The organism is Burkholderia sp. Cy-637, from assembly GCF_011753175.1.
Lineage (GTDB): Bacteria > Pseudomonadota > Gammaproteobacteria > Burkholderiales > Burkholderiaceae > Burkholderia > Burkholderia gladioli.
Genome location: NZ_VWWC01000097.1, coordinates 16460 through 27906, shown reverse-complemented (window position 1 = coordinate 27906; position 11447 = coordinate 16460). Strand labels below are relative to the sequence as shown.

Sequence of the window (11447 nt, the reverse complement as noted above, 5' to 3'; positions counted from 1 at the left end):
CCGCCGCCGGGCCGCCTCGGGCTGCCCGGGCGGCCCTCGCTGCGCGGCGTGCTGCTGGGCCTGCTGGCGGCCGTGCTGCTGGCCGTCACCTTCGCGGCCTGGCTCACGCCCTCGTCGATGCTCGCCCTGCTGACGGGCTTTTCCCTGTGCGGATGAGGCGGGCCACGACGACCTCGCGCGCCGCGCGCCGAACTCGCTGAATCGAGGCCGCCCGGCTAGGCCTGGTTGCCCGGCTCCAGGCCCCTGAACTGCACCACCAGCTCGATATTGTTGCGCACCGCCAGCTTCTTCATGGCCGACGCCTTCTGGGTGCTGACGGTCTTCACGCTGCGGCACACCTGGCGCGCGATCTCGCTGACCCGCATGCCGCGCGAGATCATCCGCACCACCTCGTATTCGCGCTTGGTCAGCGTCGCGCGCCGCCCCTCGCCCTGCCTCGAGAGGAAACCGAGCTGCGCGCCGGACAGGGCCACCGCCACCTCGGGATCGATGTACAGCTGGTCGGCCGCGACGGTGCGCACCGCGGCGGCGAGCCGCGAGAAGGTCGCGTTCGCCTTGCACAGGAAACCGCGCACGCCGATCCCGAACAGCTTGCGCACCAGGGCCGGGTCGTCGTGCATGGTCAGCATCAGGATCCTGAGCTCGGGATGGCTGCGCTTGATGCATTCGATGAGCGGCAGGCCGTCGAAGGCGCCGGCCTGGTCGAAGGCGTAATCGCAGATCAGCACTTCGCATGACGACCTGGCGAGGACCGTCCCAAGCGTCGCCGGATCGCAGGCGCTGGCCGTCACGGTGATGTCGACCTCGTGGTCGAGAATCCTGGTGATGCCCACCATCACGACGGGATGGTCGTCGGCCACCACGACGCGAATGGTTCCGGTGGAATCGCGATCCTGCTGTTTCATGACATTGTCTCCAGTGAATGGCATGCGCGACGGCCGGCACGTCGAGGCGGCCCGCGGCGGGAAATCGAGGCGCGCGAGCGGGCAGGCCGTCGAATCGCGCACCAGGGAATCGCGGCAGGCCGACGTGGCACCGTCGGACCTTGCCGGAAATCATCGCGTGATGTTGGCGCCCGAGCGCGCTACCACTTCCAACCCGCGCCGAAGTTGAATCCCGTCAGGCGGCCGGTGGTCGATACGCCGGCGCCCCAGCCCAATCGCCCGTTGCCGGCCAGTCCCTTCAGATTCAGGGCGATCGCGCGGTAGCCCGAGAAGCCACCGACGCCGACCCCGGCCGCCACCTCGCCCGGATTCAGGCTCGGCAGGTAGAGGCCGGACATCGCCATGCTCATCGCCACGCCCGTGTAGGCGCGACGCGCGACGTCCTCGAGCGAACGCCCGAGCGTGGCGAGTTGCGACAGGTTCACGGCGTCGCCGGGGGCAACGCCTGGCGCGAGGTTGACGAGACGGCGCTCGCGGCCGGGCGAACCGATCGAGACCGTCGCATCGCGATCGGCGATCGACCCCGCGCCCAGCGCCACCGCGCCCCGGCCTGTGGCGAGCGCGGACGCGCCGAGCGCCACCGAGCGATCGCCGTCGGCGCGCGCGCCGTCTCCGAGCGCGGCAGCCTGGCCGCCCAGCGCGCCGGCCTGATAGCCGATCGCGACGGCACCGTCGCGCGCGGCCAGGGCGCGGAATCCGAGCGCCGTGGCGTGGTGCTCCCTTGCCCGCGCATAGGCGCCGTAGGCGGTCGCGCCATCGGCACGGCGGCTCTCTCGCGCGCCGTCGCGCCCCGCGATCGTCCCGGCGGCGGCGCATAGCCCGGTGGCCGTCGAATCGAAACCGTTGGCCAGGGTGCAGCCGGCCGGGTCGATTCGCGACCGGCCGGTATGATCCGCGCCGGGTCCCGAACTCTCGACCAACGGCCCGCTCCCCCCGCCCGACACGGTCGGGGCGATGAAGCTGTCGTTGCGCCGTGCTTCGTCGCTGGCACGCGCGAGCGGCGCCATTTGCCTGTTCAACTCGCCGAACTGCGCATCCCCCCTGTCGATGCGCTTGGAGACGCCATCGATCCGCTTCGCCTGCGCTTGGGCCGTCGATTTCGCCTCCGCGTCGGCCTGCTCCAGCGCTGCCGTTTGCCTGTTCAACTCGCCGAGCTGCGCATCCCCCCTGTCGATGCGCTTGGAGAAGCCATCGATCTGCTTCGCTTGCGCTTGGGCCGTCGCTTTCGCTTCCGCGTCGGCCTGCTCCAGCGCTGCCGTTTGCCTGTTCAACTCGCCGAGCTGCGCATCCGCCCTGTCGGTGCGCTTGGAGACGTCATCGATCTGCTTCTCTTGCGCTTGAGCCGTCGCTTTCGCTTCCGCGTCGGCCTGCTCCAGCGCTGCTGTTTGCCTATGCAACTTACCGAGCTGCGCATCCGCCCTGTCGGTGCGCTTGGAGACGTCATCGATATGCTTCGCTTGCGCTTGGGCCGTCGCTTTCGCTTGCGCGTCGGCCTGCTCCAGCAATGCCGTTTGCCTATGCAACTCACCGAGCTGCGCATCCGCCCTGTCGGTGCGCTTGGTGACGTCATCGATCTGCTTCTCTTGCGCTTGGGCCGTCGCTTTCGCTTGCGCGTCGGCCTGCTCCAGCAATGCCGTTTGCCTGTTCAACTCGCCGAGCTGCGCGTGGTGCGTGCCAATGTTCTCGACGACGCCATCTATCCGCTGCGTTTGAAATTGTGCCGTCGAGGACATCTTGTCCAGCCCCGATTCGAGCTTCCTGATGCGCGTCGAAGTCGAGGTGGAAAGTGACGCGATCACACCGCTGGCCGTGCTCAGGCTACTGGAGAGCGAACCGATATCCCTGGACGTGCAAGCGAAGGCGGTCGACAAGCTGCTTCGAAGCCTGGACACATTGCCACCCGGCGTGCCGCGCCCGGTGGATAATTGCCCGATGCCCTCGGATTTGGAAGCGCCGCTCGCCTGCTCGACACCCAACAACATGAAACCCGCCACCGCTGCCCCGAGGACACCGCGCTGGCGCGGCGAGGCCAGCCATCCCTGCATCCCATGCCCGGCACCGCGACGCCCGGCCCTATCGGCTTGCCTGCGAAACACCAAGGACCCAGGGGCTTGCCGCCCGGTTCCGAATTCATCGTTCATGTCGTCTCCCCGCCATCTCGTGTGGAAATACCGACGTCGTCGTGGCTGCCAAGGAGCACCGTCCTCCGTCCCATGCCTGGCGCGAACCTTTCGGGTCGATGCCGACATCGAAGCCATGTCCGATCGCGATTGCCATCGAAGTTAGCGCAGCTCCGCCAGGACACGAATCGTCCTTGCCCGATTTGCGATGTAGGAGGTCTCCTATGCGCGAGCCGCGGTTCTGCATCGGCAAGCGGGCTGCGGCCGTGTCAACGCGGATCGAGGCTCGCGTCTGCCGTGGTGGCCGTGATCGGAGCATGCGATGTCGCCATGCCGCATCGCGAGGCGCAAACGGCAAGCGCGAACGAGGTGCGACCTGGCCCGGCACGCGCGGCCGCGATGGCCTCGCCGTGCCGCGGACAGCCTGCCCCCGCCTCCACCTCAAGCTCGGCCGACGTCGCCCCCTCGCCCCGCATGACGCGCGATGGCGGCATCGACCATCGGCTCCAGCGCGGCCAGTTCAGCCGACAGCGTCTCGACCGGCATCTCGAGGCAGCGCCGGGACAGCGCCTGCAGGGCCTGCCCCAGAGGATCCTGGCTGAAGAACAGCAGCGAGCCGGCCATCTTGTGCAGGGCGCGCCGGAGCTGCTGCCGGTCGCCTGCCGCGAATGCGTCGCGCGCGGCAGTCCAGTCCCTCGGCAGGCCCTGCGCGAGCATCGCCGCGAGTTCGTCGTCGAGCCGCTCCTCGCGAGCCTCGGCCGGCGGCTCGGCCACCGGGAACACGAACGCGAGCGCATCGCGCAGGGCATCGAGCGACCAGGGCTTCATCAGGACATCGGCGAGCCGCTCGCCGGCCGCGCCGAGCGTGCGCTCCCAACTCACGTCGGCGGTGGTCAGGATGATGGGGGTGTCGACGGCCGCGCGCGCCAGCGCCTCGATCAGGCGCGGCCCATCGAGGCGCGGCATGTTCAGGTCGGTCAGGATCAGCGCGTGGCGGGCCGCGCCGGCGCATGCCAGCGCGGCCTCGCCGTCCGCCGCCTCGTACACCTGTTCGATGCCGAGCACGGCCAGTTGCCGGCGCAGCAGTTGCCGGCAGACCGCGTCGTCGTCGATCACCAGCACCCGCGCCTCGTGCAGATCCTCGCGTGCGAGCAGGCGCGGCACGTCGTCGGCGGCCGCCTGGCCGAATTCGCCCAGCAGCACCTGCCAGGCCGCGCGGATCGCATCCAGCGAATAGGACGACACCACATAGCGATCGCCGCGGCAGTCCGGCCGCAACGGTCCATCGTCGGCCACCACCAGGTCCACCGGCGCGGCATGCCGGATCGCGGCGAGTTCGCGCGCCATCAGCACGCGCAGGGCGAGCGGCTCGCGCGCCGCCGCGGCGGACAGCGCCGCCGCGGCGCCCACCTCGACCTGCCAGCCGGCCGCGCGCAGCACCTCGACCAGGTCGTTGGGGGCATCCTCGCGCTCCAGCAGGACGAACACCTTGCGCCCGTCCGAAACCGGCCAGTCATAGGCCCGCGCCGGCTGGCGCTCCCAGTCGATCGGCAGGCGCAGCGTGAAGGTGGTGCCGGCCCGCAACTCGCTGCGAACCTCGATGCGCCCGCCGAGCAGTTCGCAGATCTTCGCGCACAAGGCGAGGCCCAGGCCGGTGCCGCGCACCATCGCGTTGCGCGATGACGGGCTCTGCACATAGGGGGCGAAGATGCGATCGAGATCCTCGGCGGGAATCCCCTCGCCCGTGTCCGCGACCTCGATCGTGAGGCACTCGCCGCCGTCCGGGCCGCCGCCGCGCCGGCACTGCACGCTGACGCGCCCGCGATGCGTGAACTTCAGCGCGTTGTGCAGCAGGTTGAGGATGACCTGGCGCAGCAGGTGCTCGTCGCCGATCGCCTGCGCGCCGAGATCGGCCACCGCGTAGTTGATGCGCACCGGATGCGCGCCCACCGACGGCCGCGCCGACAGCAGCACCTGCTCCACCAGGCCGCGCAGGCTGAAACTCGAGCGCTTCGGCCGGAACAGCTGCGCGTCGAGCTTGGAGAAATCCAGCGCGTTGTCGAGCAGGGCCATCAGGGAGGTGAAGCCGCGCGAGACGATGTCCACCCGCTTGCGCAGGTCCGGATCGTCGGCGTCGAGGGAGATCAACTCGAGATTGGACAGCGCGCCGTGCAGGGGCGTCCTGATCTCGTGGCTCATGATGGCGAGGAAATCGCCCTTGGCGCGATTGGCGGCCTCGGCGCTGAGCTTCGCGTCCTGCAGCAGGGCCTCGGTCTGATGGCGCGAGCTGACGTCGTAGATCGCCAGCAGCACGATCTCGGCATCGCCGTAGCGGGTCGCGCGCAGGGCGAACTCGTAGTGGCGCGGGCCGGCCTGGCCGTCGAGCTCGAGATCGACGGCCAGCCGCGGCTCGGCCTCGAAATCGTGCGCCGCGGCACGCTCGAACAGGCCGGCCAGCGCGGCCTGGTTGGCCTGCGCATCGAACAGTTCGCCGGCCAGGGTATTGCGGATCACGAAGCGGCGCGTGGCCGAATGGAAGGCCGCGAAGCCGATCCGCAGCGAATTGGCCATGGTCTGCTCGAAGGCCGCGCTGTCGCGCCCGCGCCGCGCGCGGCGCTTGACCGGCGCGAGGATGCGCAGGTCGAACCACACGATCATCGCCCAGAGGGCGGCGAGCAGGCCCGCGAAGCCCGCTCCGAGGTCCAGCGCCGGGCGCCAGAGATCGCCGAACACCCGGCTTCGATCGACCCGCTTCACCCAGACCCAGTCCGCGGCCGGGCCCTGGCGCCGCAGGTAGAGCGCGAAATTCTTCCAGAGGATCGTGCGCCGGTCCCCGGCGGCCGGCCTCGGCCCGTCGCCCGCCAGCTCGCGCGACGCGGCGCCGGCCCGGCCCCGGCTGAAATCGACGATGCCCTCGGGATGGACCAGAGCGGTCGATTCCAGGGTCCCGATCGACATCGCCTCCTTGACGAAGTCCTCGAGCACCGCCGGCCGGACCAGTACCGTGGGCGCGCCGTTCGGCAGCCGGAACGCCTTCACGTACTCGACCACGTGACCTTGCCGCCGCGCATCGAAGCGCGGCGCGAGCCAGACGCCATCGTCTCCGCTGCCGCCCCGCTCGTGCGCGGCGGCCAGCGCGGCGCGCGCGGCGCGGGTCTTCTGACCGATCACGGCGGCCGCATCGTACTGCACCGGCTGCCGTTCCTCGCGCATCACGGCGAGGTAGCGCCCCGCCATGTCGAAGATCATCGTGCCGTCGCGCAGGCAATTCGGACAACGATGGATCCAGTCGAGCGCGATCCGCGACAAGGGCGACGAGCAGGCCAGGTCGGACGGGTCGCCCACCGGCGCCGCCACGTAGAGGTTCATCGGGCAATCCGGAGCGAGGTAGCCGGCGCTCAGGTCGTAGGCGTGGCCGCCATGGAAGGCTTGGCGATGCCGGGTTTCGGCCGCCTGCAGCGCCGCGTAGAACTCGGCCGAGCGGTTGTAGACGCCGCCCATGCGATGGAAGATGTGGTTGACGGAATCCGCCTGGGCGTCGAACCCCGTCGCCTGCTGGGCCACGTATGCCTGCAGGCCGAACCGGGCTACCGCATAGGCCCCGCCCAGGATCGCGAGCGTCAGCAGGACACCGCCGGTATAGAGGATCAGCGAGGGAAAGTCCTCGGGATCGCGGGCATGCAGCCGGCCTATCGTGATACGGCCGAACCGCCTGATATGTCGCTTGATGACGCCGACCATGTTCGTCTTTCCATCCTGGATCCGTCGGACCGACATGCCGCCCGGGTGACGCCGCGCGTGGCCCCGCTCGCCACCTCGGCGCGGGTCGGCGCGGCACGTCGTTCTGCAATCCGAACCGGTTTCCGCGCCGGGCGCCGGACGCGATTCATGGACCGCGTCCCCGAGCATCGCGGCGAGCGAGTCGCCGTGCAATCCCGGAGCATGACATGGATGGATCGCGGCGCAAATGCCCGCGGCCGGCGCCCGGACGCGGGCCGATCGCCATGGTGGCCACCTCCTCCGGATCGTCCGGCGTTGCGGCGCAGCACCACCGGAATTGGCATCGCCTCGCCCCGGCCGCGCCAGTCGGCGCATCCCGCCTCGCGACCGGCTCATGTGCATCGCAGCACGCCGGGCAGAAGGCCGGCCCGACGAAATGAAATCCGGGGATGGCGAATATAAAAATACACGCAACTCCACCAAACACCACACACCGAACATAATCGAAACGAGCTGATTTTCAAAATAGGAACAATCCTATAAATGAATCGCTTTTATCGATTAGGAATTCTTGCTACATTGCACTCGATTCCGGGGCCGCCCCGGCCCGCGAATCGCATCCACGCCGGCCAATCGGCGATGTTTCGATTGAAGTCCTATCGAAATCGACAGACCATGAAGAGTTATCAGGAATATCAGAAAAGCACGGCCTCGCTTCGACAGGAACTCGATAAAATCCGGCGCGAGCATGCCGAGCGCGTGCTGCAGGAATTACGCGAATGCATCATCGAATTCGGTTTCCGCCCGGAACAACTGATGCCGCCGCCCTGCCCCGCCAAGCGCCGGGCGAAGTACTACAATCCAGCCAGCGGCGCCACCTGGACCGGCCGGGGCCGCCCGCCCGACTGGATTCGCGACAAGGATTTTTCCCTGTACCTGCTGCCCGCCAACGCGGACGGCGCGACAGTTTCCGGTGCCGTCGCGCCCGAGCCGCTCGGACGATAGCGGCAGCCCCGGTCGGCCGGCGCGACTTGCCGACACCGCCCCGGAAACCGGCTCGGCAGGGCCTTCGATTCCCCATCGAGCCGCCCCATGCCGTGTTCCAGGTTTTCCATGCGCGGGGATGTCGTTCGGGCTCGGGCCAACCTCATCGCGAATCCTTCAACCAGCCGCGCGCCGTCGTCATCGCTGTCGACACGATACGCGCCACCACGAACCGCCATGACCATGGAAGCGCAGTCCCTTCGAAGTGAGATCAAGGTGATCGTGGCCGACGACCACCCGATCGTGGTCGCCGGCATCCTGAAGCTGCTGGAGGGAACGCCCGACATCGAGGTGGTCGAATCGGTCACCGACGTCGATGCGCTCGAGCAGGCGCTGGAATCGCGGGCTTGCGACATCCTGATCAGCGACTACGAGTTCGGCGATACGCGCGCGCACGACGGCATCCAGATGATCGAGCGCCTGCGGCACGACTTCCCGCACCTGAAGATTCTCATGCTGACCATGCACGACGACATCATCCTGGTGCGTCGCCTGATCTCGATGGGCGTGGCCGGTTTCCTCAGCAAGTCGACCCCGGCGCTCTCGAAGCTGCCCGAGATCCTGCGCGCCATCGAGCGCGGCGAGCAGTACCTCGACGCGGCCATCGCGCAGGCGCTGCGGCTGGCCGACATGCAGCTCGCCTCGGCCAGCGGCCGCCGTCGCATGGTGATGCTGAGCAAGCGCGAATACGAGGTGGTGCGCCTGTTCGCGCGCGGCATGCAGATCAGCGAGATCGCGCGACAGACCGGCCGCAGCGTGAAGACCATCAGCACCCAGAAGGGCTCGGCCATGAGGAAGATGGAAGTGGACAACGATGCCGATCTCATCATCCGCTTTCTCGATCTCGGCGAGCGCCTGCAACCCGCGCCCGAGGCCTGATCGCGGCCCAGGCGCCGCGAGGCTCGGCGCCGCCTCAGGGATGCCCGAGCCGCCGCGCGATCTCCGGCATGCGCTGGGTCGCGCGCTCGTGCAGTTGCTGATACAGGCTGTTGCCGTGCGCGTCGATCGCGACCGTGGCCGGCCCGAGCTGCTCCACCTCCAGCGTCAGCAAGCGGAACTGCGAGATGTACTCGGTCCAGTGCTGCGCCACCACGCGGCGCAGCGAACGCGACAGCAGGTTCAGCCCGCCGCCCGGAAACGACAGGTAGGCGCAGCCGCATTCGCGCAGCGCCGCCGCGCTGGCCGCGTCGAGCCCGCCCTTGCCGCCCACCAGCCGCAGGCCGAGCCCGCGGATCAGGCTCGGCATCCAGGCGTCGTAGCGCGTGCTGGTGCTCGGGTTCAGGTAGAGCGCCTCGGGGCCGTCCGGCGTCTCGTTCACATAGGTGCTCAGGTGGAAGAAGGCCCCGCCGCGCAGGTCGACCGGCAGCTCGGCGCCGCGCTCGATCGCCTCGGCCAGCCGCTTGTGGGTCGGCAGGCCGATGCTGACCGTGATCTCGCCGGACAGCCGCACCATGTCGCCGAGTTGCAGCGCCAGCACCGGCTCGGCCGCCAGCGGCAGCTTCAGTTCATGCAGGCGGCTCATCACGCGCCCTCCAGGAATTCGACGCGGCCGTCGCCGTGAATCCGCGCGGCCGTGCGTCGGTTGATCCAGCAGTTGAAGCAGACCGCCACCGGCACGAAGCCGTGGCTGGCGGCGTAGTCGATATGCACCGCCATCGCCGTGGTGTCGCCGCCGGTGCCCATCGGCCCGAAGCCCATCGCGTTGACCGCGTCGAGCAGGCGCCGCTCCATCGCGGCCAGCATCGGCTCCGGATTGGCGCGCCCGAACGGCCGCATCATCTGCTCCTTGGCCAGGCGCGCCGCGTAGTCGAAGGTGCCGCCGATGCCGACCCCGATCACCAGCGGCAGGCAGGGCTGCGAGCCCGCGCGCAGCATGGTGTCGAGCACGAAGCGCTCGATCTGCGCGTGGCTCGGGTAGACGAAGGCCTCGATCGCCTCCCAGCGGCCAGTACCCATCGCCTTGGGCGAGCAGACGATGTCGACGTGCTCGGCATCGTCGATCACGTCGAAGCTGACGATCGGCATGTCCTTGCCGGCATGGCCGCGCTCGTGCGTGAGCGGGTTGGTCACCATCTTCAGGATCGGCGGCGAGATCGAGGCCGCCAGGTCGGCGAAGCCGTCGCGGATCGCGGCGCGCACCGGGCCGTCGAAACGCACGCGCGTGCCGATCTTCACGCTGTAGGTGGGAATCCCCACGTCGCTGCACACCAGCGAGTCGTCGCGGCGCGCGCCGTCGGCGCTCTCCACCAGGATCCGCAGCGTGGCGCGGCCGGTCGGGCTGGTCTCGCGTTCGGCCGCGTCGGCCAGGAAGGCGCGCGTATCGTCGGGGATCGTCTTCAGCGAGCGTTCGTAGAGTTGCGCGGTGACCCGCCTGAGGGTCGCGCTGTCGATCGCCATGATCATGGTTCCTTCTTCGGGAGGACGCGCGCGCCGGATTCGACGCGCACGTCGCGGCGGAGGATTCCGCCAGGAGAAAAACAGGCATAAAGTGCTCGACGCACACCGCCGCGCGGCGACAATGCGCGAACCCTCACGCCATGGATGCTTTCAAGATGCCTGCCACCCGCTCCGCCAACCCTTCGCGCCGCATCGCCATCGTCGGCGCCGGCGCGATCGGCGGCCACTTCGCCGCCCGCCTCGCGCTCGCCGGCCATCGCGTCTCGCTGCTGGCGCGCGGCGCCACGCTCGAGGCGCTGCGCCGCGACGGCCTGCGCTACCAGAGCCCCGATGCGCCCGAGCAGCGGGTGCCGGTCGAGGCCCATGCCCGCGCCGAGGAGATCGGCCCGCAGGAGCTGGTGGTGATCGCGCTGAAATCGCAGTCGCTGCCGGGCCTGGCCGCCTCGCTCGCGCCGCTGCTCGATGCGCAAAGCGTGGTGCTGCCGGTCGGCAACGGCCTGCCCTGGTGGTTCTGCCTGGTGCCGGGCCAGCCGCTCGAAGGGCTGCGCCTGCAAAGCGTCGATCCCGACGGCGGCGTCGAGCGCGCGCTGCCCTTCGCCCAGGTGCTCGGCGGCAGCGTGATGGCATCCTGCAGTTGCCCCGCGCCCGGCGTGGTGCGCCATCACAGCGGCAATCGCATCACCATCGGCGAGCCGGCCGGCGGCGTCAGCGAGCGCAGCGCCCAGTGGGCCGGCGTGCTCGACGCGGCGGGCCTGCCGACCACCGCCAGCGAGGACATCCGCCGCGACCTGTGGGTCAAGCTGCTCGGCAACGCCTGCGCCAACCCGCTGAGCGTGCTGACCCAGGCCAGCACCGACCGGCTGCTCGACGATGCGCACACGCGCGCCGCCTACGCGCAACTGATGGGCGAGTGCCTGGCGATCGGCAAGGCTGCGGGCCTCGCGATCGAGATCGACATCGCCACGCGCATGGCCCAGTCGCGCGCGCTCGGCACGGTCAAGACCTCGATGCTGCAGGACCTCGAAGCCGGGCGGGCGCTCGAGCTCGACGCGATCCTCGGCGCCCCGCTCGAATGCGCGGCGCGGCTCGGCGTGGAGGCGCCGCTGATGCGCACGGTGCTGGCGCTGGCCCGGCTGCGCGCCACGCCGGCGGGCTGAGGCGCGAGCCGACGCGGCGACCGGCTCGCGCGCCGATACGCCACGCGCCTCGCGCCGCCGGCCCG

The 11447-nt window shown here is 69.7% G+C and carries 8 protein-coding genes; 3 read left to right on the top strand and 5 right to left on the bottom strand.

Features of this window, described 5'->3' with window-relative positions; all coding sequences use genetic code 11:
• Window positions 1-215 precede the first annotated feature (215 nt).
• The 3 genes from F3J10_RS22900 to F3J10_RS22890 form a co-directional block, all read right to left on the bottom strand.
• On the bottom strand, window positions 216-905 hold the full coding sequence (locus F3J10_RS22900) for a response regulator transcription factor (protein WP_167243057.1): 690 nt from the start codon (window positions 903-905) through the stop codon (window positions 216-218).
• 179 nt (window positions 906-1084) lie between these two features.
• On the bottom strand, window positions 1085-3085 hold the full coding sequence (locus F3J10_RS22895) for a YadA-like family protein (protein WP_167243056.1): 2001 nt from the start codon (window positions 3083-3085) through the stop codon (window positions 1085-1087).
• A gap of 420 nt (window positions 3086-3505) precedes the next feature.
• Window positions 3506-6805, bottom strand: coding sequence for a hybrid sensor histidine kinase/response regulator (locus F3J10_RS22890; RefSeq protein WP_167243055.1), 3300 nt, complete (start codon window positions 6803-6805; stop codon window positions 3506-3508).
• Window positions 6806-7327: 522 nt separating this feature from the next.
• On the opposite strand from F3J10_RS22890, the gene F3J10_RS22885 reads away from it, so the two are divergent.
• Window positions 7328-7789, top strand: a complete 462-nt coding sequence (locus F3J10_RS22885; RefSeq protein ID WP_240155685.1) for an H-NS histone family protein — start codon at window positions 7328-7330, stop codon at window positions 7787-7789.
• A 216-nt stretch (window positions 7790-8005) separates the two neighbouring features.
• Complete coding sequence (locus F3J10_RS22880) at window positions 8006-8707, top strand: response regulator transcription factor (RefSeq protein WP_025102116.1); 702 nt, start codon at window positions 8006-8008, stop codon at window positions 8705-8707.
• A gap of 34 nt (window positions 8708-8741) precedes the next feature.
• On the opposite strand, the gene F3J10_RS22875 is transcribed toward F3J10_RS22880, so the two are convergent.
• Both F3J10_RS22875 and F3J10_RS22870 read right to left on the bottom strand, forming a co-directional pair.
• Window positions 8742-9350 carry a fumarate hydratase C-terminal domain-containing protein gene (locus F3J10_RS22875; protein ID WP_025102115.1) on the bottom strand — a complete coding sequence of 203 codons (609 nt, stop codon included), beginning with the start codon at window positions 9348-9350 and terminating at the stop codon, window positions 8742-8744.
• Entirely contained in the window at window positions 9350-10225 is an 876-nt protein-coding gene (locus tag F3J10_RS22870; protein WP_013698572.1) for a fumarate hydratase, read from the bottom strand. Before F3J10_RS22870 ends, F3J10_RS22875 begins: the two co-directional genes overlap by 1 nt.
• Before the next feature lie 155 nt (window positions 10226-10380).
• Between F3J10_RS22870 and F3J10_RS22865 the strand changes: the two genes are divergently transcribed.
• The gene (locus F3J10_RS22865; protein WP_167243054.1) at window positions 10381-11382 is read left to right on the top strand and encodes a 2-dehydropantoate 2-reductase; all 1002 of its coding nucleotides are present in this window, start codon (window positions 10381-10383) and stop codon (window positions 11380-11382) included.
• Window positions 11383-11447 lie beyond the last annotated feature (65 nt).

Coding starts and splice junctions, on each gene's coding strand:
- F3J10_RS22875 (WP_025102115.1), bottom strand. CDS start 9,350: ATGAGCCGCCTGCATGAACTGAAGCTGCCGCTGGCGGCCGAGCCGGTG.
- F3J10_RS22870 (WP_013698572.1), bottom strand. CDS start 10,225: ATGGCGATCGACAGCGCGACCCTCAGGCGGGTCACCGCGCAACTCTAC.
- F3J10_RS22900 (WP_167243057.1), bottom strand. CDS start 905: ATGAAACAGCAGGATCGCGATTCCACCGGAACCATTCGCGTCGTGGTG.
- F3J10_RS22890 (WP_167243055.1), bottom strand. CDS start 6,805: ATGGTCGGCGTCATCAAGCGACATATCAGGCGGTTCGGCCGTATCACG.
- F3J10_RS22885 (WP_240155685.1), top strand. CDS start 7,328: ATGAATCGCTTTTATCGATTAGGAATTCTTGCTACATTGCACTCGATT.
- F3J10_RS22895 (WP_167243056.1), bottom strand. CDS start 3,085: ATGAACGATGAATTCGGAACCGGGCGGCAAGCCCCTGGGTCCTTGGTG.
- F3J10_RS22880 (WP_025102116.1), top strand. CDS start 8,006: ATGACCATGGAAGCGCAGTCCCTTCGAAGTGAGATCAAGGTGATCGTG.
- F3J10_RS22865 (WP_167243054.1), top strand. CDS start 10,381: ATGCCTGCCACCCGCTCCGCCAACCCTTCGCGCCGCATCGCCATCGTC.